Raw genomic sequence first — 22,235 nt, 5'->3', positions numbered from 1 at the left:
GCGCCCTAGCGAAACTGCTTCACTAACTCAGAGAGCTCAATAAAACTTGGGCGCAAATGTGTCGGTAACATTTTTCGCCCAGTCTCAACCGCAATCGCTGGAGGATGCCCTGAAGCCATCGCACTCAAGCAGGCCTTAATGCAAAGGTAAGCTTGAAACTCTTGCTCACCCAGACGCTCAAGATGAGCCGAGGCAGGGCCTACGAAACCATAGGCAAAGAAAATACCAAGAAATGTCCCAACAAGTGCCGCAGCCACGTGCGCGCCGATTTCTTCCATAGGCCCACCAATAGAGCCCATGGTAATCACAATGCCTAATACCGCCGCAACGATACCAAAACCAGGCAACCCCTCAGCCACTCGATTCACAGCATGTCCCGGCGCGACCAACTCTTCGGATACAAGCTCAAGCTCCGCATCCATCATGGCTTCTAATTCATGGGCTGGTAAGCCTGTGATAGTAAAAACTCGATAATTGTCTGTAAAAAACTCGACCAACTCATGATCACGAATTACATCAGGAAAGCGCTGAAACATTTCGCTTTCAAACGGCGCTTCAACATCTTGCTCTACGGCAAGAAACCCCTCCTGACGACTGCGCTGAAAGAGGTTATAGGCACAACTCAGTAACTGTGAGTAAAAAACTCGATTGTGACGACTGCCAAGCAATAGCTGAGGCAAAAGCTTGAAGGTTTTCTTTTGCAGAGAAGCCGGGTTTGCAACCATAAATGCACCAAAGGCGGCACCACAAATAATCAAAACCTCAAATGGTTGCCACAGTGCCAGCATTTCCCCATGGGATGCCAAATACCCCGTTACAACACTTATAAGAACAATCAGCGTTCCAGCGATTACGAACATAATTACATCCTACTTTTTGACAGTGTATGCTCACCAGACAATATACAGTATGATTAGTGCATCCATGCATTAAAACGGCAACGAAACAACTATTTAACAATGCCTTGAGCCTTAAATGTAACGAGCTATGAAGAATAAGTCACCCTTTGGTCTAAACGAATGGCTACTCTATCTACAGGACAGGAAATTTCCAGTTGGCTCTGACAGCATAGCTAAACTAAGGAAACAAATTAAAACGCCTGATGCCACGCTTGATAGAATGCAGAAAAACATAGCCTCTGAGCCGATGTTGGCGTTCGCCATCCTGAATCAAGCCAATGCGATTGTCACTTACAAACGCAATGACATTAAAAGTCCTATTCATGCCGCGTCAATGATTGGAATGAGCGGCATTAGTAAGGTGTTTGAATCTCTTGAGCCTTATACACCTATTGCCAAAAATCACGTTCATCGTGCTTTTTCTCGCGAAGTTCAGATAAGCTACGAAGCCGCCTTCATGGCACGACGCTGGGCCATTGAAAAAAAAATCAGTCATGTCGAAGATATTTTCTGGGTTACTTTTTTTAGAGACGCAGTACGCTGGCTATTGTGGTTTCACGCTCATGATGAAATGGAACAAATCACACAAAAAATTCGCCGTGGTGAAACCAATATCGCTGCCGAAAACAGTATTTTAGGCTGTCGTATCGACGAGCTTACGGTTGCACTATTTAAACATTGGCAAGTGCCGTCAGTGATCCTTGATTCCTTTTTAACTGATCAAATACCCACGGCCGAAGAACTGCAAAGCATCGCTCGACTAACACACACGCCAGATCAGTTACCGGGCTTTGCCGAAGACAAGCGCATTACTATTCTCATGAATAGCCCCCTTATCTTGGCCTACTGCGCGTCAAAAGTATCGCAGGAAGCCAATGTAGTTGGTTGGGGAAGTAAAAATTTACCATTTTACTATCGCGTCATTGCCGCCATCATCCATATACGCCTTGGTGACGCTATACAGTCGACTCACTTTGCTACCGCTGAAGCAGCTCTAGACGCGCGATATTCAATCAAACCAAGCTTAGCCGCTCAACTATTATCGCCAATATTGTTTACCAGAACTGAGGGCGCCGCAAAATCCAGCACCAAAAAAATAAAGGCAAACCCTTTAACACAGCTACAAGCTAAGCTTACGGATGTTACCGACAAGAAACAGCGAGCCACATTGGCAATGAAAGCACTGCTCGCAATATTTAAGAATCAAAGCGACCAAGTGTTGATTTTAAAACACAGCAATACGAGCAACAAACTTAGCCCAATGCTTCAATACGGATACGACATCAATACTCTCAAGGGCATCCGTTGGAATTCACCTTCTAATATCATTTCAAAGCTGGTCAGCAAACGCGTTGCCGTGCACTTTGATGACCAAAAATTTTCCAGCATGGCGAAAGACATGCCTGAGGGTGTAGAAGCACTATTGAGCAGCAAACAACATTTATTTTTAGCGTCATCTCCTGCCAATGAAACAGACACCTACATCTATTGGCTGGCAGGTAAAGAACAACTAGACCGAGACCAGTTTGAGACATTCAAACGCGTCATCAAGCTTGCAGACTAAATTAATTATCAGGACTTACAGTGAATAAAGATCAGCTTTTCGCATTTGCTCAATACATCACGCCACAAAAAGCCCTATCACGCTTTGTTGGTCGTATCGCCGAATGCACCAACAAGCAGGTAAAAAACACGTTCATTGGACAATTTGTTAAAAAGTACCAAGTAGACATGAGCGAAGCCATTCAAGAAGACCCGTTCAGCTACCGTAACTTTAACGATTTTTTCACTCGTGCTATCAAACCGGAAATGCGCCCGATCGCGCTAGGTGACAACGTTATTGCATGCCCAGCAGACGGCGCCATCAGCCAACTAGGTGACATTGAACACGGCACCCTCTATCAAGCTAAAAACCATCATTATAGCCTTACAGAGTTGCTAGGTGGTGATGCGGAGCTGTCTAATCAATTCCTTGGCGGCAAGTTTGCAACGGTGTATTTATCACCTCGTGACTATCATCGCGTTCACATGCCACTGGATGGCAAGCTGATTAAAACGATCCATGTGCCAGGAAAGCTGTTCTCTGTAAACAAGGTCACAGCTGAACAAATCCCTAATGTATTCGCTCGCAATGAGCGTACGGTTTGTATTTTTGAAACCAACGCAGGCCCAATGGCTGTCATATTGGTAGGTGCAATGATCGTTGCCAGCATCGAAACAGTCTGGACAGGCCAAGTAACGCCATTCAGCAAACAAGTGCAAACGTGGGATCACGAGAAACTTGCCAATATTCAACTAAAAAAAGGTGAAGAGATGGGCCGCTTCAAGTTGGGCTCAACCGCTATCGTGCTGTTTGGTAAAGATGCAGCTGAATGGGAAAAACACCTATCCGCAGAGTCCCCAACCCAAATGGGTATGGCATTTGGCAAAATCAAACCTTAATTCAAACTCTTGTTTTTACCCGACCCATAAAAAAACCCGCTTAATCGCGGGTTTTTTTATGTCTCAACATAACCTATTAAGGCATGTCGTCTTCTAGCTCTTCTTTTGGAGCAGGCACCAAGTCTTCGCGCGTGATATTTTGCGCCAGCAATAAATTCGCCGCCACAAAGATCGAAGAATACGTACCAATCAAAACACCTATTAGCAAGGCGAGTGAAAAATTATGGATACTTTCACCGCCATAAAAGAACAATACCAACAGTACAAACAAAGTAGTCATCGAGGTAATGATGGTTCGATCCAATGTTTGATTGATAGAGTCATTGATAAGCTCTGTCGGTGGGGTATCTCGCATAATTCGGAAATTCTCACGAATACGGTCACAGACAACGATAGTATCGTTGAGCGAGTAACCAATCACCGCCAGAATAGCTGCCAGCACCGTCAGGTCAAACTCAAAGTCGAACAATGAGAAAATACCCAAGGTAATAATCACGTCATGCGCTAAGGCTACAACAGAGGCCACTGAGAACTTGAACTGGAAACGTACGGCCACATACACCATGACAATAACCAGTGCCAGTAACATACCTAGGCCGCCCTGCTCTCGCAGTTCTTCACCCACTTGCCCACCAACGTATTCTGAACGCATCAGCTCAACGTCTACATCGCCATTATTACGCAGCGTACTCAGCACCTCATCACCCAATGTTGGCGTATAAGCATTGCCCATACGAACAACAACATCGGTTGAAGAGCCAAAGTTTTGCACCGTAACATCGCTGTAGTTGCCATCCGCCAATAAGGTTCGAACATCATCAAGCTGAGGTGCCACACTGTATTGCACCTCAATCAAACTACCGCCTGTGAAGTCCAAACCGAACTTAAGACCTTTAACAGCCAAAGAACCTAGCGAAATCAGCACCAATGCCATGGAGAACATCGCGACAATTTTACGCATCGCCATAAATTGAATATTCATCGTTTCACCGTCTCCTAGATAAATAAGCGCTTGTTTTTGCGTCCACCGTACACCAAATTAATTTGGGCACGTGTTACAACAATCGCTGTAAACATCGACGTCAAAATACCAAGAGAAAGTGTCACCGCGAAGCCTTTAACTGGCCCTGTACCTACAGCAAACAAGATCACCGCCACCAATAAAGTCGTGATGTTTGCATCCAGGATTGTTGTGAATGCTCGATTAAAGCCTGAATGAATCGCTTGCTGACTCGGCAGCCCAGCCTTAAGCTCCTCCCTAATCCGGGAGAAAATAAGCACGTTGGCATCCACCGCCATACCCATCGTCAAAACAATGCCGGCAATGCCCGGTAACGTTAACGTCGCCGACATTAGTGACATACATGCCATCAGCAGTACGATGTTCAACCCCAAAGAAATATTGGCAAACAAACCAAACACTTTGTAGTAAACAAGCATAAACGCCATCACGACCAACAAACCAATCTGTGCAGACAACACACCTAATCGAATATTTTCAGCACCCAGGCTTGGACCAATCGTACGCTCTTCCACAAAGTAGATTGGCGCGGCCAATGCCCCCGCACGCAGCAACAACGCAAGCTCAGATGACTCCCGAGGACTGTCCAAACCAGTAATACGGAACGAATTACCTAATGTCGTTTGAATGGTTGCAAGCGAAATAATGCCACGCTCACTGTAACTGCGACGCACTTCGGTCACTTTACCATCTTCACCTTCGACAAAGCGGCTACGGCTTTTATGTTCAATAAACACAACCGCCATATTTCGACCTACTGCAGTACGCGTTACACGCGCCATTTGTGAGCCGCCTTTACCATCAAGGCTAATGTTAACCTGTGGCCGACCGTTCTCATCAAACGAAGAGCTCGCATCCGACACACTGTCACCGGTAATGATAATATCTCGCTCAAGACGAGCTGTACGACCACTACCATCACGGAACGTTAACGTATCAACATCACCTGCGTTGGCATCTAAACCGGCTTCAAGACGAAACTCAAGGTTTGCCGTCGCGCCAATGATACGTTTCGCTGCCGCTGTATCTTGAACACCAGGCAGCTCAACAACGATACGGTTACTGCCTTGACGTTGAACCAATGGCTCTGCAACGCCCAACTCGTTCACACGGTTGCGCAACGTCGTTAAGTTTTGCTGCAACGCATAGGCTTCAACTTCGGCGCTGGCCGCTTCTGTAAAGCTCACGTCAACAAAGAACTCATTACCACTGTCGGTGGTGTTGTAAACGTACTCTGGAAATTGATCTTCTAGTACATCCAGAGCCGCTTGCTGATCCGCTTCACGTAAAAAACGGATCGACATCACAGCATTATTGCTCACTTCAACACTGCGGTAACGAATGCGCTCGGTGCGCATCGCATTTTTCATTTCACTTGCCGCAACATCTAAACGCTGCTTCAACGCTGCAGGCGTGTCCACTTCAAGCAAGAAATGCACACCACCACGCAAGTCTAAGCCTAATTTAGCCGGACCCGCACCAATAGAGGACAACCAATCAGGCGTTGTTGGCACTAGATTGAGGGCAACGACATAGCTCTCGCCTAATGCGGCAGAAATAACCGGCTTTGCTGCTAATTGATCTTCACCGCTATTGAATCGCAGTGTGCCACCAGCACTGGTAACTTCGGCTTCTTTTAATTCGATTCCCGCGTCTTGTAACGCTTTTTCCGCCGTTGCAAGGGTGCGCTGATCGACCACAGTGGTGGATTTTTGAGTGGACAGTTGAAGTGCTGGATCGTCTGGATACAGGTTTGGCAGAGCGTAGATAACGCCAAGCGCGATCACGAGCAAAATAAGCAAATACTTCCACAAGGGGTACTTGTTAAGCATGTAGGGTCCTTGGAACTAAGAGATAAATGACCAAGCAAGAAAGTAGAAAAGCGCCTTTAGGCGCTTTTCATCATGACATTAGATGGATTTCAGAGTGCCTTTTGGTAGCACAGCACCAATAGAAGACTTCTGGAATTTCATCTCAATGTTGTCGGCAACTTCTAGCACAACGTAGTTGTCATCAACTTTCGTTACTTTACCTAGAACACCACCATTTGTTACCACTTCCGTACCCTTCGCTAAAGAAGCTAACAAGTTTTTATGCTCTTTAGTGCGTTTAGCTTGTGGACGCCACATTAAGAAATAAAAGATAACGACAAAACCAACTAACAATACAAGGTTAAAAATCCCTGCATCAGCTGGCGCAGCACCTTCAGCGTAAGCTGGTGAGATCAAAGCGATCATGGTGTTTACTCTCCAATGGTTAAAAAATCGTTTGCGCACTTCCCTCATAGAAATCGTTGCGCATTTTTTGTTTATAATTTCGACAATTATTGGCTCAGTGGTGGGGTTTCCAAGCCACGTTTTGCGTAAAACTCATCAACGAAGGCATCAAATCTACCTTCATCAAGCGCTTGACGCAATCCCGCCATTAAGGTCTGGTAATAACGTAAGTTATGGATCGTGTTTAATTGCGCACCAACCATCTCTTGGCATTTGTCTAAATGGTGTAAATATGACCGAGAAAAGTTTTTACAAGTGTAACAGTCACATTCTTTATCTAATGGATTGGTATCATGACGATGAAACGCATTACGAATACGCACAATTCCTTCGGATGTAAACAAGTGACCATTACGGGCATTACGCGTCGGCATAACGCAGTCAAACATGTCGACACCGCGACGCACACCCTCAACTAAATCTTCAGGCTTACCAACCCCCATTAAATAGCGCGGTTTATCTGCTGGCATTTTGTGGGCTAGATGATCCAAGATTCGAATCATATCCTCTTTCGGCTCACCGACCGATAAACCACCAATTGCATAGCCATCAAAGCCAATACCGACCAAACCCTCTAAAGACTCGTCACGTAATGTTTCGTACATACTGCCTTGAATGATACCAAACAAAGCGGATGGACTGTCACCATGCGCATCTTTTGAACGCTGTGCCCAACGCAAACTCATGCGCATGGATTTAGCGGCTTCATCGTCGGACGCAGGGTAAGGCGTACACTCGTCAAAGATCATAACAATGTCAGACCCCAAATCACGCTGTACTTGCATCGAGATTTCTGGGCTTAGGAACACTTTATCGCCATTGACAGGAGACCGGAAACTGACACCTTCTTCCGTGATTTTACGCATATCGCCAAGAGAGAACACTTGGAAACCGCCAGAATCGGTAAGAATGGGTTTTTTCCATTGCGTGAAATCATGTAAATCACCGTGTGCTTTGATGACTTCGGTACCTGGGCGTAACCATAAATGAAAGGTATTACCTAAAATAATATCCGCACCGATTTCTTCAATGTCTTTGGTCAGCATACTTTTTACAGTGCCGTAGGTACCCACTGGCATAAAAGCCGGCGTTTCAACATCGCCACGCGGGAAGCTCAAGCGCGCACGGCGAGCCTTACCTGATGTAGCAAGCACTTCAAAGTCCATAAAACACTCTGGACGTTTATCTGACATTCGTCTTATTCCTCAGCAGTTGGCCCTTCGGCCTTTGGGTTTCGAGTAATAAACATGGCATCGCCGTAACTGAAAAAGCGGTACTTCTCAGCCACCGCAACACGGTATGCATTCATCACATTGTCATAGCCTGCAAACGCACTGATCAACATAATGAGCGTAGACTCTGGTAAATGAAAATTCGTCACTAGCACATCCACGGTTTTAAATTCATAACCTGGATAAATAAAAATACTGGTATCAGCAGCAAAAGGTTCAATTTGCCCTAACTGACTCGCCGATTCCAGTGAGCGTACGCTGGTGGTCCCTACCGCGATGACACGCTTACCATTGGCTTTGGTTGCGCGCACTTTGTCTACGACATCTTGAGAGACTTCGGCATACTCTGAGTGCATGACATGGTCTTTAATGTCATCAACACGAACAGGCTGAAAAGTTCCCGCGCCGACATGCAGGGTAACAAAGGCCGTATCAACCCCTTTTGCTTTTAGCTTCTCAAGCAGCGCATCATCAAAATGTAACCCTGCCGTTGGCGCAGCCACGGCACCAGGCGTTTTATTGTATACCGTTTGATAGCGCTCTTGATCACTCTCATCATCCGGACGCTCAATGTAGGGCGGAAGCGGCATATGCCCTACTTTTTCCAATACCTCAAGTACCGGCTCATCAAAACGTAAATGGAACAACGTATCATCACGCCCCACCATTTCCGCGCCATGAGACGCACCACGGTCGATACCTAATTCAAGGCGGTTGCCTACTTTCGGTGATTTACTGCAACGAACATGCGCTAAGATTTCATGTTCAGACAATAAACGTTCAACCAATAACTCTAACTTACCGCCAGACGCTTTTTGCCCAAACAAGCGCGCCGGGATAACTCGAGTATTGTTAAACACCATTAAATCACCGGGCTCCACACACTCAAGGACATCAGTAAAGTGTTTATGAGCCAACTCGCCGCTAGGACCGTCTAGCTTTAGTAGACGACTAGCAGTACGTTCAGGCATTGGGTAACGAGCAATGAGCTCTTCAGGTAGCTCAAAGCGATAATCAGACACGCGCATAATAGCTAATATGTATACCTAGAAAAATGATGCGGCATTTTAGCGAATTTCTAATCACTTGGGTACGATATAAGACAATTTCCCATTTCAATACTTGTTGAACGACTTCATGCTGAGCACTTTTCAACCAACCCAATTCAATCGCTGCGTTTTTTAACCTTTTTATCGAAAAACCGTTGACAGTTAAAAATAAATCACCATAATACGCCTCACCTTTTTCAAAGCCAGTGTGGTGGAATTGGTAGACACGATGGATTCAAAATCCATTGCCTATAAAGCGTGCCGGTTCGAGTCCGGCCACTGGTACCATCTTTATGATGCGAAAAGCCCCGAACGAGAGTTCGGGGCTTTTTTCGTTTCTAGGGCACTGAATATCGACTGCCTTAATATAAAAAACGGCACCTCATGCGCCGTTTTTTATTTAATACTCTTATATCGAACTAGCCGATCATTTCGCCGTCTTCACGGGAAATCGCGATCACACTTGAACGAGGCACAGAGCCCGCGCCGTTAGGCCAGTTTGAATCACCTTTCTCGCCTGGATGCTGAACACTGACAAACATGGTTGTACGGTCAGCACTCCATGCAGAACCCGTAATTTCACACTCTTTAGGTCCTACTAGGAAACGCTTGATCTCACCTGTCTCCGGATCAGCCACCAACATTTGGTTGTTACCTTGACCTGCAAAGCCTTTCTCGTTCGAGTAGTTACCATCCGTTTGAATCCAAAGCAGACCTTTTGAGTCAAACTTTAGACCATCTGGCGAGTTAAACATGTTGTCTTTATTAACGTTCTTAGAGCCTGCATAGGCATCATCGTACACCGCTGGGTTACCTGCCATTACGAACAGATCCCAATTAAATTTAGGCGCTGTATGATCTTGGCCCTCTGGACGCCAGCGAACAATTTGACCGTAGTTATTTTTAACACGTGGGTTTGGTCCACCAGCTGGCGTTTCGTCACCACCCGCATTCGGTTTAACGCCACGGTTTTTGTTGTTGGTTAGACAGCAGTATACCTCTGCTTTGTTTGGATTAGACGCGACCCACTCAGGACGGTCCATTGTCGTTGCACCCACTTTTGATGCAGCCTCACGAGTGTAAATAGCGATTTCCGCCTCGCTCATGCCTGTTGACTTCGGCGTTAACGCTAACCACATACCTGTGTTGTTATCGTTAAATTTAGCAACGTACAGAGTCCCTTCTTCTAAAAGGTCATTATTATCGCCGCCTACAACGAATTTATTCTTTGAGACGAAACGGTAAAGAAACTCACCTCGTTCATCATCACCTAGGTAAACCACAACATGGCCATTAGCTGCCACTTCTACTTCTGCGTTTTCATGCTTGAAACGACCCAGTGCAGTGCGCTTCTTAGGACGTGCAGTAGGATTAAGTGGATCAATCTCTACGATGTAACCAAAACGGTTTGGTTCTTGTGGATCTTTTGACAAGTCAAAGCGTGAGTCTGCCATTGCCCATTTGTAGCCACGATCTTCATGACTAATACCGTAGCGTTTCATCTGCGGCGTCAATTCATAGTTTTTATCACTTGAGGAGAAGTAGCCATTGAAGTTTTCTTCACACGTAAGGTAGGTACCCCAAGGTGTTTGACCGTTACCACAGTTATTCCAAGTACCTTTTGCAACCACACCTTTTGAATCGGCTTTGGTTTTCATAAGGTCATGACCACGAGCCGGACCCGTGATATCCATTTCTGTATCAGCGGTAATACGACGGTTGTATTCAGAATCTTTAACGATGCCCCATTTGCCATCGCGACGTGCGACTTCAACAACAGTAACACCATGTGCTGCTTTGTTTTTACGCACATCATCAGCAGTCGTTGGCACACCGTCTGTACGATTAGCATGCAGCGTTGAAGCATTTGTGTATTCGTTGTTCACACAAAGAATTTGACGACCGTTGTGCGAAAAAAGCGCCATGCCGTCATTGTGATCACCAAAGGCTAGCTCTTGAGATTCACCCGTACCACCTGTTGCTGGGTTAAACGCTGGCGCATTTGAAAATAAAGGCTCGCCCCAAGACGCAAGAACTTCCCACTTATAACCTTGCGGCACCGTGACAGTATCCATTGTGTTTGCTTTGACCATATCGAAAGCCAGACGAGACATTTTATTAGCCTCTTCACCTGCCAATGCCTTGCCCGCAGCAAATGTGGTAGAACCCATCACAAACGCTGTCGCGCCTACAGCTGCACCACCAGACAAGAAGCCGCGACGAGAAACCATGCTCTTAGCCGTTTCTTCAAACTCAACCATTTCTGGTGCAGGACGAACTAGCTCATCATGCTCATCAAAGCCTAACATTTGATCTTGCTTAACAGACATCGGTATTCCCTCAAATTATCGTTTCTAGTTATGAGGCTGTGAACACGTTTCCACTCAGTGCCACATCCTTAATTAAAATCGACGTCTATTAAGCCTGCCAAGCATGTCAGTTTGGTGTTATTAACATGACTGTTTGATAACAGAAATATTTCAACACTGTCATCTATATTATAAGAGGGTAAAAAAGCCAGAAAATCAGGGCTAGAGAAGCTATTAATTCAAACTTATTGTCGCAGTATTTGAGGCTTTCACGGCATGATTTTGCAGAAACTGCTCTAGCTGATCCGTAGGTAATGCCTTTGAAAATAAAAAGCCTTGGGCAAAATCACATCCCATTTGCGCTAATATCTGACTTTGTTCCTCGTCTTCCACGCCTTCCGCCGTCACCGTCAAATCCAAGGACTTAGCAATAGAGATAATTGCTTCCAGCATCACCCTACCACGATGTGTTTTAACGTCATTGACAAAAACACGATCAATTTTAAGATTATCCAATGGCAATTTTCCGAGATAACTCAGCGCAGAATACCCCGTTCCAAAATCATCTAGACAAATATTAATACGATGTAAGCGCAACAAATCAGCATTGGCTTTAACGACTTCGCCGATGGATAGGACAGCATCTTCTGTTACTTCAACTTCAACGACTTCAGAGCGCAAGTTACGCTCTTGTAGCCCCAACACTAAATGCTCAATCACATCACGCCGGACAAAGCTTTTTGCCGAGACGTTTATCGAGACAGGTGTGTCTTCACAAAAAAGAGACTGGTGATCGTATATCTCATTTAACGTTTTGCTAATAATGTACTTATCTAATTCTATGACCAAATCCAGCTCATGTACCACCTTGATGATCTCCAAAGGCGATACAAACCCCAGCTGATCGTCAAACCAGCGCATCAGAGCTTCATAGCCACACACCGCGCCAGTATTTAGATCGATTTTAGGCTGCATAAACACTTTTATTTTGCCCAGCCCTAATGCACCAACTAACCCACTTTCGATTTGCTTTGCACGCTCGTAATCTCTCTGAATCGAGTCGTTGTACAACACAAAAGGCAGCTCTTCTTGCTTAGCAAAGCCTAACGCAACATCAGAACGACTGACTGAGAGATCAAAGCTGGCACAAGATTCATACAAAGCACATCCTGCTCTCATCTCGGAATTAACCACTGCACGAAGATTCAGTAACGCTTGTAGGTTCGATAAACAGGCTGTGACATAATCCTCAACGTCACTGTATTTAGGCACACGATACACCACTAAAAAGCAACCTTCAGATAAACGGCTTGCCATCATTATAGTGGGATCTTGTTCGAACACACTGCTAATACGGCGCAGCTTTTCATCAACTTCTAAGTCACCATCTAACTTAAGCATGCGCTTGAAATTAGACAATTCAAACTGCACAAAAGCATAGGGCTGTTTATCAGTAGTCGGTTCCAATTGATCAAACTTTTTACGCAGATATTCTAAGTTAGGCAGTTTAGTGACAGCATCAAAATGCTTTAAAAAGTAGGCCTCATTCGCGGCAATGACCTTTTCTGATATATCAATACCTACCGCTTGTATATGCAGCCCTTCGTGGTCCATCACTCGACGCAACCACCACTCCACCTCATTACGACTGGCGCCAATCTGTAGCGTTAAAGGCAGCTTAAACTCGTTATCACCACCGTGGCGTAAAAGTTCCATACGCCCAATGAATTCCTCTCGACTAGCATCAAAAAGACACTCGATGAAGTTATCTCTGCGCTTTATACCCGCAACGGAAAATAGACCCTCAAAGGTAGCGTTAGCGAGCATAATCTCACCTTCCAAGCTCATCCGTACAATATACAAGCCCTGGCTGTTGAACACACTGCGATAACGTGTATCGACCCGCTCCAACTGCCGCAAAGTATTTTTGTATTCAGTTAGATCATGACAAATCCCCACAAATGATGGTTTTTCATCACTATCAGAGGTTTTCCCGACCGATAAATGCATATCAAAGAGATCACCATTTTTGCGACGTGCAATAACCTCTCGACCGCGACCAATGATTTGAGTATGGCCTGTAGTCAAATGATCGTGAATGTACTTATCATGTTTAATGGCAACACTTTCTGGCATCAATACTGATACATTCTGACCAATTACCTCATCGGCACAATAACCAAACAAGTCTTCCGCAGCAGGAGAAAACGCTATAATTAGCCCGCAATAATTAATAATAATAACGCCATCCGCCGCCGCGTTAATCAGCGCTTGATACAAAACTCCATCTTGGTTAACAGTTCCATCTTGGTTCATTGTTATTTCCTAAACCTTTGTACCAATTCATGCAAATCAACCGACGAGCGCATGGACTGCTCAACAGCCGAGCCAAATACATCCATAAGTTCTGTGTTTTCGTGAGCCAGTTCAGCAATGCGCACAACTTGGGTACTGGTTTCATCTATTACGCTGGCTTGCTGTACCGAGGCCGCCGACATTTGCATGGTTCGATCCGCTATGTCGTTCATTCGTTGGCTAACTTGCTCCATTAGAGCCTCTTCTTCCTCAACCAACTGCATACTGTGCATAGAGGCTTCTGCGCCCACCTTGGCTAGGTTAGCGGTACTAATAACGCTCTGTGATAGAGATTTCACTTGTTCATCGATATCATGTGTCAGCGCTTGAGTTTTAGACGCAAGGTTTCGCACTTCGTCGGCTACCACGGCAAAACCACGACCATGTTCCCCAGCTCGAGCTGCTTCGATGGCAGCGTTAAGCGCCAACAAATTGGTTTGCTCGGCTATTTGATCGATCGACTGAGTGGCAGTGGAAATATGATCTGTTAATGAACGAACATCATGAATCGCTTGCTCTACAGACTTAACTTTACTGGTGAGCTCCGCGATGGACTGTTTTACGCTCCCACCCAATACGGCCGCCTCTTGCATCAACACCGCTCCGGTCTGGGTAAAGTCAGCGGTCTCCGTCACATGGCGCGACACCTCATCGGTTGTTGAGGACATTTCTGTCATCGCTGTGGCCATTAGATCGGTTTGATTATTTTGATCCACCATTTTGTCATGACTCGATTTTAATGAGCCGTAGCAGGTTTCCATTTGCTGCTCTACCGCTGAACTAGATTCCTCGATACGCGTCAGTACGGTGGTCATACGACTGTGCAACGACTTCACTCCCATCGACAAAAGCGCGATTGGTGCGGAATGACTCGAATAGGTTTTCGCAATCAACGGATGCTGAAATGCGTTACCACCCAATTGCTTTTGGATTGATGAAATCATTAGGCGCTGCTTGGAATACAAATACAGACTGATTGAGATACTCATAAACAACGCTACCATTAAAGCCACTTGCATAGAAAACAACGCAAATATACTTCCTAGCATCACGACTAGTAATACAGCCAGTACCATTGGATTTACAAACCAATCTATGAGCGTTGCGAAAGCGCTTGGACTTTTTAATTGTTGATACACTTTTTCAGCGCGAGCTACGTCCTCTCGTTTCGGGCAAGAGCGGACCGATTCATATCCAATTACTTTGCAACTTTCATAAATCGGCATAACGTAAGCATCGACCCAGTAAAAATCACCATTTTTACAGCGATTCTTAACCAACCCCATCCACGCTCTACCCGATTTTAGTGTCTGCCACATATTCTCAAATGCCGCTTCAGGCATATCAGGATGACGCACTAAATTATGTGGTTGGCCAATTAACTCCGAGCGTTCAAAACCACTAATTTTAACAAACTCTTGATTACAGCTAACGATGTAACCCTTGAGATCAGTCGTTGAAATAAGCAGTTCGTCACTTGGAAAGCGACGCTCTTTCAAAGTGATAGGGTGATTCTTCCTCATTTACATTCCATTACAAAGTCTAATTGGTAAGGTGATTTATCGGCGGATAATGCCAACATACATCCAAAAGCGAAACAGTTGGCCTACTCTTTTTTACACTTTTATTTTCATAAAAGCCAAACCATTGATATTTATCATGTTATTTTATTTATAAATATGCATATTAAGCAATAAAAGTGCACAAGAATAGTGCAATCACCTTAAGACTTACACAACGTTACAGAACTCCTCCAAATACAAAAAAGGACGGGATACCCGTCCTTTTTATAATTCCAGTCTATAAAAGCAACTTATACTACTTTGATGTCATTCCGGTAATCATTTGCATAATCAGATTTCTAGGTCCTATTAAACTAAAGATAACGACCGCCAAGGTATGAACGAGCACTAGCAAGAAAGTTAGGTTTGCAGCCACTTCATGCAGCTCTTCAGCCCAGTCTTCTCCCCAAAAGATCCCTTCTAAACTCCAGCCACTTAATCCTGTCACACAAAGACCAAACAATAAGGCGAAGATCATCAACGCTCCTATTGGGTTGTGGCCGTTATCTTCGGGGATTTTACCAGAACGCATGATATGTATATGCGCCTTAATACCCGCCACGGATGGGAAAAAGTTTTTAAAACGAGCATTGGGACTGCCTACCATTCCCCAAACCAAACGAACAACCAGAGCGCAGAGAATGTAGTAGCCTGCCAACTCATGCGAATCACCGCCTTCTTCAAAAAAGAAATAGTTAAGCAAAAACGCAAGCGCCACTGACCAGTGAAACAAACGGATAACAGGGTCCCATATTTTTCCATGAGTCTTCATGTGCGGATTCCTGAAGTCGTTACTTAATCATCGATTTCTACTTTTACAGCGTCTCCCGTTACAGGATGGAAATATATTTCAACGCGACGATCTTTATTGTCATACCCATAAATCTCATAACAGCTACCACTTGTTTCTTTAAATTTTTTAATGCGGTAACCCTGTTCTTCTATTTGCTTTTTCATTTGATCTTGGGACATCCACATACTGCGATCTTCATCAGTACATTTAGGGCCCGCTACCGCAGCCCCGGCAAACGTTAATGCTAAAACGGACGTTAAAAAAATGGTTTTCATAATCTATCTCCTAGTAAGTAAAGTTGACTAGGTAAGATTAAATAGAAAGTATTAACGCAAACTTAAAGCCAGCCGAAACAAGCAACCGTTCGTTTTAATAGGAACATGACCGTTAACTAAGAGCTGTTTCGATGACTTTGGCAAGTTTAAGCAACGATTGATCTTTACCATTCATGGCTGTCAGCATGAGGCCCATGACGTTAGAATTGAAACTGTATGGCAAGGATATACTGCATCCGTCGATGACGTTAGCAAACGTCGTATTTCTTAAACAAAGCAGATTAATCCGGTCAAAATTTTCATCGGATTCGAACTGATCAAACTTAGGTGGTAAGCAAGCAACAGTTGGCATTAAAAAAACGGTATTTGCGTGCTCGCTTTGAAAGCGTGTTATTAAGGCGCTACGTTGAGCGCACGTTTCCATAAATACTTGCTCTGATACCCCTTCACCGCGCTTAATGCGTTGCTTCACACGCGGGTCTAGTTGCCCATCCTCTAACGAGAACAGCTGTTTGTAATAGCGTCGACTTTCAACTGCAGAAAACTGCCATACGGGCAAAGCTTTGTACGTTTCAAATAACGATAAATCGCAATGCTGGACAACTACACCATGACTTTTTAAGTGATCCAGCGCCACTTTAAAACCGTCAGTAATGTCTTTATCTAAATCATCAAAGCCAAAATTTTTCGGTACTACGAGGGTAAGAGGTGCATCAGCTTGCTGAGACGCTTTATTCGATGTCAGCACATTCCATGCGAGCTCACACGTTTCAACATTTCGCGCCATCACTCCAACGCTGTCCAATGAGTCAGATAACGGTAAGCACCCTACTCGCGAAACACTTGATTGACTTGGCTTAAAGCCCGTTAATCCACAAAAAGCGGCGGGGATACGTAACGATCCCCCCGTATCGGTTCCCAACGCAATATCAGCCATTCCCTTTGCGACAGTAACAGCACCACCACTGGTTGACCCTCCCGGTATGCAACCTGGAACAACTGGATTATTAGGTGTTCCATAATGCGGATTCAAGCCAACACCTGAATAGGCCAACTCAGTCATATTCGTGTGACCAATTAAGCTTGCGCCAGCAGCTCTTAATAATGCGACAGCGTGAGCGTCTTGCTGGGCCGGACGGTCTTTAAGCAACGTCGTGCCGCCTGATGAAGAGTGTCCTTTCACGTCAAAGGTGGCTTTAATCGAAACCACGGCCCCAGATAAAGGCTTATTTTTTATATCCGCCACTTCAATAAAAGGCGCTATAAAAACAGCATCTCTATTCTCTGTGATGTCATTACTGACAGCATTAAGATGCTCTGTTAGGTCACGATTACACCACGCTTTATGATCAATCATACTGAAATCTCCTTATCAGCCAAACACGAGTTTAGAAGCGCGCTCGAAAATGCCACTCTCCCTCAGCAATATCATTGCGAATGGAGTCACGAATATCATCATCTAAGTGTTCATCATCAAAATCATACAACCCTAGCAAGGGAAACACTTTATTACGCTTTATCTCTTTGCCAATGAATTCATAAACCACACGTGAACAACACGGCATTCGTTCTCCACTTCCTGACACACCTAAGCGCAGTCCCGTTAGTCGATCCACTCGGTTCTTAAACGTGGGGTATAAAATCGTTTGCGTCATTTCGAGATTGGTTAGTGTTTCGTAGTCGTGCAAGAAGATCCGATCTCCCAAAAACTGAACAACACCTTTGTACATACCATGAAAGGGCTTGCCAGTACGACGAGGCTTTAAGCGCTCAGTGCGTTGGTAGTAAGTTTTACTTCCTTGGCGCTCTATACATACCAATGTTCTCAGCACTTTTCCTGGGTAAGCCATCGATAAATAATATTCAAAGTAATAGCCCACGTACTTATCGATACCATGCTGACCAATACTGTTCAGCTTATCAAAATATTGTTGCTCTAAAGTAGATGCGATAGGCTCTTGTTCGGCAATTGGACGTACTTGAAGCAAACGACGAAATTGGCTATGAGGTAAAAGGATTTCATGCTCCTCAACCCCAAAAAAATCGCAAACTCGACGCAAGGTGCTGTTTGAGGGAAAGGTGGTACCGCTCAAATAGCGGTTAAATTGCGGACGATTAATTGACAGTCGTCGGCACACGTCTGCAATAGATTTATAATAGCTACAGAGTAACCTTAGGTTTTCTGGAAAACTTTCATTCATAAACACCCCCATTTACTTGCATACTAACGTGTCCACCCCCGCAGTTAAACCCCAAAAATAGTGCTAATTGGTGTTAAAAAAACATCAGAGAGCATCATATCAAGTCCATTTACGAACTCCCTTTTTAGCATCGAATTCGTTTCAATAGTAAGTATCTTAATGACCGTTTTTATAGATCTATTGCAGATTTTGATCTTAAAAACTTACTTAAACGAATTGCTCAGTAAAGCTCACTCTTTCACCTTTGATGTGCAGTGTATTACCAATACGCTGCACATCTTTTTTAGGATGCTGTCATGAATACTCGTTCTGAATACGATTTATTAGGTAATTTAGATGTGCCAGCAGAGGCCTATTATGGCATTCAAACTCTGCGTGCATCACAAAACTTTTCCATTACCGGCGTACCGATTTCTCACTTTCCGGAATTAATCAAAGCTTTGGCCATGGTTAAAGCGGCCGCCGCTCGCACCAACCAAGAGTTTAATCGGCTTGATGATGAAAAAGCCGATGCCATTGTATATGCTTGCCAAGATCTCATTAATGGCCAACACCATGATCAATTCATTGTCGACGTGATTCAAGGTGGCGCGGGCACATCGACTAATATGAACGCCAATGAAGTCATTGCTAACATCGCACTGAGCAAGTTGGGGCACAACTTAGGTGAGTATCAATACCTTCACCCTAACGACCACGTTAACCAGTCCCAATCAACGAATGATGCCTACCCTACCGCTGCTTGCCTAGGTATACAGTTTGCTGCCGACAACTTCATTCCAGCACTTACATCACTAAAAGGTGCATTAGAAGAAAAAGGTAAAGCGTTTGCACACGTTTTAAAAATGGGCCGTACTCAACTTCAAGACGCTGTCCCAATGACCTTAGGTCAAGAATTCGACGCCTTTGCTGTCACTCTTGGCGAGGACATTGACCGTATTCATGAAGCTTGTGCCTTGCTATGCGAGGTAAACTTAGGCGGTACGGCCATTGGCACTGGAATTAATACCCCTGAGGGCTTTTCTAAAAAAGCCATTGAAAAGCTCGCGACTATCTCGAAAAAGCCTCTAGTTCCCGCTTCCAACCTAGTTGAAGCAACCTCAGACATGGGGGCATTTGTTTTCTTCTCTGGTATCTTAAAACGCTTGGCAATAAAACTAAGCAAGATAAGTAATGATTTACGCCTATTATCAAGTGGGCCTCGCACGGGCTTTGGCGAAATTAAACTTCCCGAGATGCAACCCGGTTCATCGATTATGCCTGGTAAAGTAAACCCAGTGATTCCTGAAGCCATGAACCAAACAGCTTATCAAGTTATTGCATCCGACTTAGCCGTTAGCCTTGCTGCAGAAGCGGGACAGCTTCAGCTAAACGCGATGGAGCCAATGATTATCTATAATTTATTAAATTCTTTAAAGATGCTAAAGCAAGCATGTGAGATGCTCGAAACTAAATGTATTCGTGGTATCGAAGCAAATGAAGACGCTTGTTTAGCTCATGTGGAGAATAGCATTGGTATCGTAACGGCTTTGGTACCACATATCGGTTATGCGAACGCTTCACGCATTGCACGTCGCGCATTGCTAAGCAATGCGACTATAAAATCGCTTATTCTAGAAGAACAGCTGTTAACCGAAGCTGAGCTTAATGAGCTACTGAAGCCAGAAAAAATGATCGCTCCTACTCAAGTACAAAGCTGATCACCAAGGAGATAACGTGACGCAGAAACTTCTTATCGTTTATACCGGTGGCACCATCGGCATGGCAAAAACTGAGCAGGGATTAGCCCCTGCAGCGGGCCTTGAAGGTCGCATTCAAGCCAGCCTCGGCGAAAGTCTGAACGATTTACCCGCGTTCGATGTGATCGAGCTCTGCCCATTGATAGACAGCTCAAATATCACGACGTCGAATTGGAGTGAAATTTTCGACACCTTACAAGGTAACTGGGCTCACTACGCAGGGTTCATTGTGCTTCACGGCACAGATACGTTAGCCTATACCGCAGCGGCTCTGTCTTATATGCTCGGAGCTTGCGATAAAAACGTCATCATAACGGGCTCACAGATTCCATTAGGTATGAGCCGAAGTGATGGTGTAAGCAACCTTGAAGCTGCGATGTCTATTGCAATAGAACCCAGCTTTGGAACCGCCACGGTCTTGTTCCATCATTCTTTGATGCAAGGTAGCCGGGTGACAAAGTTCAGCAGCCATAACTTCGCTGCATTTCAGTCATTTAATGCTGAGCCTTTAGCGAAACTATCCATTCACAAGCAATTCGACAGAGTTAAATTAAATGATGGCAACACTTGTACGCCGCCACCACGTCACTATGAATTCAAAGCAGACAGTGTTGGTGTATTAGTATTGCACCCCAGTTTGCCATCGAGTGCCTACCAAGGCTTCTTAAACGATGATCAATGTAAAGCGGTCATCATGCAAACCTACGGTGCAGGGAATATTGCTGATTCTAATCAAAACTTGGTCGCCTTTTTAGCCGCGATGCAAGAACGAAAGAAACTTGTTGTCAACGTCACTCAATGTGCTCATGGTGGTACGTCACAAGGAGCTTACGCTGCGGGTTCTCTATTAAGTCGTTTGTCGATATTGGACGGTAAGGACATCACCTTGGAAGGGGCATTTACGAAGATACACTGGCTACTTGCCCAAGAACTATCATTCGAAGACATTCAACAGCAATGGAAAACGCCCCTAGCAGGTGAATTTAGCCTCGACTAAATCATGAACAAAACGGTCATAAGCAGCCATCACCTTAAAACTAGGTATCACTGATTGTATACTTCCCTACCAACGAGGATGATTTAGTCCTCCATTGGTTCTTTTGGAAGGTACTTATGACAATTTCACTCACCACACCTGCGATGCTGTTCCCTGCTGTGTCGCTGTTGCTGCTGGCTTACACAAATCGCTTCGTCACACTCGCATCACTGATTCGCAACTTTGATCCAGAACACAGTACCGAAGGTACTCAACAACAGATCGCTAATTTGCGTAAGCGAATTTATTTAATTCGTCGTATGCAGGAAGCAGGTGTGATTAGCTTTTGTTTATGCGTCGTCTCAATGATGGCGCTGTACTGGAAATACGAGACGGCTGGAGGGTATATTTTTGCTGCCAGCTTAGCGTGCCTACTCTATTCTTTGTTTTTATCGGTTCGCGAAATTAATATTTCTTGTGACGCGCTTGATGTTCATCTACAGAACTTTAAAAAAGTCGATAATAAGACCCTAAAATGACAACGCGTCATTCTCTGAGCAGACCATGAGAGTCTGCTCGCCATTGATACTGATATCAACACGGAACACAATCGGCCGACAGCACACTTGGCAATCTTCTGTGTACTCATAGCTTTCGTCCATGAATTCAACCACTACTTCAATGGTTTCGCCGCAATAAGGACAATCTACCAGTTCATTGGATAATATATTCAGCATGCCTACTCCATTTGATTATTTTGACCAAACTGCCCATTCATTACCGCTTGGATCGAGGAAATGAAAGCGCCGCCCACCTGGGAACTCAAAAATAGGCTGCTCGATCGTTCCGCCATGGGATTCGACACGTGCCAAAGTCTGAGCCAAATCATTGCTGTACAGTACGACCAAGGCGGCGCCACTTTGTGGTCTAGAGGTAAACTCTGCACGAAAAAAACCACCGTCCAAGCCTGAGTTTGAAAAGGCACTGTAATCAGGGCCAAAATCTTCGAACACCCAACCAAAAACCGTTTCAAAAAATGTTTTGTTGGCTTCTAAATGCTGAGCGGGTAGCTCTACATAGTTAATATGATTAGATTGCACTACATT

Annotated in this window: 20 protein-coding genes and 1 tRNA gene; 6 read left to right on the top strand and 15 right to left on the bottom strand. The window is 44.7% G+C overall.

Annotation, left to right across the window (positions count from 1 at the left end):
- Positions 1-5: 5 nt before the first annotated feature.
- The gene (gene motA, locus ACPUEK_RS09565) at positions 6-860 is read right to left on the bottom strand and encodes a flagellar motor stator protein MotA (protein WP_067214469.1); all 855 of its coding nucleotides are present in this window, start codon (positions 858-860) and stop codon (positions 6-8) included.
- A gap of 127 nt (positions 861-987) precedes the next feature.
- Between motA and ACPUEK_RS09560 the strand changes: the two genes are divergently transcribed.
- Both ACPUEK_RS09560 and asd read left to right on the top strand, forming a co-directional pair.
- Positions 988-2,463 (top strand): HDOD domain-containing protein, encoded by a 1,476-nt coding sequence (locus ACPUEK_RS09560; protein WP_425640582.1) that lies wholly within the window; start codon positions 988-990, stop codon positions 2,461-2,463.
- Positions 2,464-2,483: 20 nt separating this feature from the next.
- Complete coding sequence (gene asd / locus ACPUEK_RS09555; protein WP_067214473.1) at positions 2,484-3,341, top strand: archaetidylserine decarboxylase; 858 nt, start codon at positions 2,484-2,486, stop codon at positions 3,339-3,341.
- Between the two features lie 76 nt (positions 3,342-3,417).
- Here asd and secF read toward each other — a convergent pair whose 3' ends face one another.
- The 5 genes from secF to queA all read right to left on the bottom strand — a co-directional run bounded on the left by secF (position 3,418) and on the right by queA (position 8,898).
- A complete protein-coding gene (secF, locus tag ACPUEK_RS09550; protein WP_425640581.1) occupies positions 3,418-4,323 on the bottom strand; it encodes a protein translocase subunit SecF in 906 nt (301 codons plus the stop codon).
- Positions 4,324-4,337: 14 nt separating this feature from the next.
- Positions 4,338-6,194, bottom strand: a complete 1,857-nt coding sequence (secD, locus tag ACPUEK_RS09545) for a protein translocase subunit SecD (protein WP_067036884.1) — start codon at positions 6,192-6,194, stop codon at positions 4,338-4,340.
- A gap of 78 nt (positions 6,195-6,272) precedes the next feature.
- Complete coding sequence (yajC, locus tag ACPUEK_RS09540) at positions 6,273-6,599, bottom strand: preprotein translocase subunit YajC (RefSeq protein WP_067036882.1); 327 nt, start codon at positions 6,597-6,599, stop codon at positions 6,273-6,275.
- An 86-nt stretch (positions 6,600-6,685) separates the two neighbouring features.
- Positions 6,686-7,804, bottom strand: a complete 1,119-nt coding sequence (gene tgt / locus ACPUEK_RS09535; protein WP_197467747.1) for a tRNA guanosine(34) transglycosylase Tgt — start codon at positions 7,802-7,804, stop codon at positions 6,686-6,688.
- A gap of 32 nt (positions 7,805-7,836) precedes the next feature.
- On the bottom strand, positions 7,837-8,898 hold the full coding sequence (gene queA, locus ACPUEK_RS09530) for a tRNA preQ1(34) S-adenosylmethionine ribosyltransferase-isomerase QueA (RefSeq protein ID WP_067214479.1): 1,062 nt from the start codon (positions 8,896-8,898) through the stop codon (positions 7,837-7,839).
- A gap of 223 nt (positions 8,899-9,121) precedes the next feature.
- On the opposite strand from queA, the gene ACPUEK_RS09525 reads away from it, so the two are divergent.
- Positions 9,122-9,207: transfer RNA gene (locus ACPUEK_RS09525), tRNA-Leu, on the top strand.
- A 131-nt stretch (positions 9,208-9,338) separates the two neighbouring features.
- On the opposite strand, the gene ACPUEK_RS09520 is transcribed toward ACPUEK_RS09525, so the two are convergent.
- The 7 genes from ACPUEK_RS09520 to ACPUEK_RS09490 all read right to left on the bottom strand — a co-directional run bounded on the left by ACPUEK_RS09520 (position 9,339) and on the right by ACPUEK_RS09490 (position 18,414).
- Positions 9,339-11,249, bottom strand: coding sequence for a PhoX family protein (locus ACPUEK_RS09520; protein WP_425640580.1), 1,911 nt, complete (start codon positions 11,247-11,249; stop codon positions 9,339-9,341).
- Between the two features lie 213 nt (positions 11,250-11,462).
- Entirely contained in the window at positions 11,463-13,544 is a 2,082-nt protein-coding gene (locus ACPUEK_RS09515; RefSeq protein WP_425640579.1) for an EAL domain-containing protein, read from the bottom strand.
- Between the two features lie 2 nt (positions 13,545-13,546).
- Entirely contained in the window at positions 13,547-15,106 is a 1,560-nt protein-coding gene (locus ACPUEK_RS09510; protein ID WP_425640578.1) for a methyl-accepting chemotaxis protein, read from the bottom strand.
- 295 nt (positions 15,107-15,401) lie between these two features.
- Complete coding sequence (locus ACPUEK_RS09505) at positions 15,402-15,917, bottom strand: cytochrome b/b6 domain-containing protein (RefSeq protein WP_425640577.1); 516 nt, start codon at positions 15,915-15,917, stop codon at positions 15,402-15,404.
- A gap of 23 nt (positions 15,918-15,940) precedes the next feature.
- Complete coding sequence (locus tag ACPUEK_RS09500; protein ID WP_425640576.1) at positions 15,941-16,213, bottom strand: PepSY domain-containing protein; 273 nt, start codon at positions 16,211-16,213, stop codon at positions 15,941-15,943.
- A 112-nt stretch (positions 16,214-16,325) separates the two neighbouring features.
- Positions 16,326-17,570 carry an amidase family protein gene (locus ACPUEK_RS09495; RefSeq protein WP_082866032.1) on the bottom strand — a complete coding sequence of 415 codons (1,245 nt, stop codon included), beginning with the start codon at positions 17,568-17,570 and terminating at the stop codon, positions 16,326-16,328.
- Positions 17,571-17,601: 31 nt separating this feature from the next.
- Positions 17,602-18,414 (bottom strand): helix-turn-helix domain-containing protein, encoded by an 813-nt coding sequence (locus ACPUEK_RS09490; protein WP_425643014.1) that lies wholly within the window; start codon positions 18,412-18,414, stop codon positions 17,602-17,604.
- A 296-nt stretch (positions 18,415-18,710) separates the two neighbouring features.
- On the opposite strand from ACPUEK_RS09490, the gene ACPUEK_RS09485 reads away from it, so the two are divergent.
- The 3 genes from ACPUEK_RS09485 (at position 18,711) to ACPUEK_RS09475 (ending at position 21,668) form a co-directional block, all read left to right on the top strand.
- Positions 18,711-20,114: an aspartate ammonia-lyase gene (locus ACPUEK_RS09485; RefSeq protein ID WP_425643013.1), complete on the top strand. Its 1,404-nt coding sequence runs from the start codon at positions 18,711-18,713 to the stop codon at positions 20,112-20,114.
- A 16-nt stretch (positions 20,115-20,130) separates the two neighbouring features.
- Entirely contained in the window at positions 20,131-21,150 is a 1,020-nt protein-coding gene (locus ACPUEK_RS09480; RefSeq protein ID WP_067214492.1) for an asparaginase, read from the top strand.
- Positions 21,151-21,266: 116 nt separating this feature from the next.
- Complete coding sequence (locus ACPUEK_RS09475) at positions 21,267-21,668, top strand: DUF2721 domain-containing protein (protein WP_067036859.1); 402 nt, start codon at positions 21,267-21,269, stop codon at positions 21,666-21,668.
- Here ACPUEK_RS09475 and ACPUEK_RS09470 read toward each other — a convergent pair.
- Both ACPUEK_RS09470 and ACPUEK_RS09465 read right to left on the bottom strand, forming a co-directional pair.
- Positions 21,660-21,866 (bottom strand): CPXCG motif-containing cysteine-rich protein, encoded by a 207-nt coding sequence (locus tag ACPUEK_RS09470; RefSeq protein ID WP_082866033.1) that lies wholly within the window; start codon positions 21,864-21,866, stop codon positions 21,660-21,662. The genes ACPUEK_RS09475 and ACPUEK_RS09470 overlap by 9 nt on opposite strands.
- Positions 21,867-21,881: 15 nt before the next feature.
- Positions 21,882-22,229, bottom strand: coding sequence for a VOC family protein (locus ACPUEK_RS09465; RefSeq protein WP_067036856.1), 348 nt, complete (start codon positions 22,227-22,229; stop codon positions 21,882-21,884).
- Positions 22,230-22,235 lie beyond the last annotated feature (6 nt).

It is taken from the genome of Marinomonas gallaica (genome assembly GCF_049821165.1).
Taxonomy (GTDB): domain Bacteria; phylum Pseudomonadota; class Gammaproteobacteria; order Pseudomonadales; family Marinomonadaceae; genus Marinomonas; species Marinomonas gallaica.
This window is presented reverse-complemented; position numbering and strand designations above follow the sequence as displayed.

Bases quoted from the DNA above. Each gene is read 5' to 3' on its own strand.
- ACPUEK_RS09475 (WP_067036859.1), top strand. From the start codon at position 21,267: ATGACAATTTCACTCACCACACCTGCGATGCTGTTCCCTGCTGTGTCG.
- ACPUEK_RS09505 (WP_425640577.1), bottom strand. From the start codon at position 15,917: ATGAAGACTCATGGAAAAATATGGGACCCTGTTATCCGTTTGTTTCAC.
- ACPUEK_RS09500 (WP_425640576.1), bottom strand. From the start codon at position 16,213: ATGAAAACCATTTTTTTAACGTCCGTTTTAGCATTAACGTTTGCCGGG.
- motA (WP_067214469.1), bottom strand. From the start codon at position 860: ATGTTCGTAATCGCTGGAACGCTGATTGTTCTTATAAGTGTTGTAACG.
- ACPUEK_RS09510 (WP_425640578.1), bottom strand. From the start codon at position 15,106: ATGAGGAAGAATCACCCTATCACTTTGAAAGAGCGTCGCTTTCCAAGT.
- ACPUEK_RS09495 (WP_082866032.1), bottom strand. From the start codon at position 17,570: ATGATTGATCATAAAGCGTGGTGTAATCGTGACCTAACAGAGCATCTT.
- ACPUEK_RS09515 (WP_425640579.1), bottom strand. From the start codon at position 13,544: ATGAACCAAGATGGAACTGTTAACCAAGATGGAGTTTTGTATCAAGCG.
- yajC (WP_067036882.1), bottom strand. From the start codon at position 6,599: ATGATCGCTTTGATCTCACCAGCTTACGCTGAAGGTGCTGCGCCAGCT.
- ACPUEK_RS09490 (WP_425643014.1), bottom strand. From the start codon at position 18,414: ATGAATGAAAGTTTTCCAGAAAACCTAAGGTTACTCTGTAGCTATTAT.
- ACPUEK_RS09485 (WP_425643013.1), top strand. From the start codon at position 18,711: ATGAATACTCGTTCTGAATACGATTTATTAGGTAATTTAGATGTGCCA.
- ACPUEK_RS09560 (WP_425640582.1), top strand. From the start codon at position 988: ATGAAGAATAAGTCACCCTTTGGTCTAAACGAATGGCTACTCTATCTA.
- queA (WP_067214479.1), bottom strand. From the start codon at position 8,898: ATGCGCGTGTCTGATTATCGCTTTGAGCTACCTGAAGAGCTCATTGCT.
- secF (WP_425640581.1), bottom strand. From the start codon at position 4,323: ATGAATATTCAATTTATGGCGATGCGTAAAATTGTCGCGATGTTCTCC.
- ACPUEK_RS09470 (WP_082866033.1), bottom strand. From the start codon at position 21,866: ATGCTGAATATATTATCCAATGAACTGGTAGATTGTCCTTATTGCGGC.
- secD (WP_067036884.1), bottom strand. From the start codon at position 6,194: ATGCTTAACAAGTACCCCTTGTGGAAGTATTTGCTTATTTTGCTCGTG.
- ACPUEK_RS09520 (WP_425640580.1), bottom strand. From the start codon at position 11,249: ATGTCTGTTAAGCAAGATCAAATGTTAGGCTTTGATGAGCATGATGAG.
- tgt (WP_197467747.1), bottom strand. From the start codon at position 7,804: ATGGACTTTGAAGTGCTTGCTACATCAGGTAAGGCTCGCCGTGCGCGC.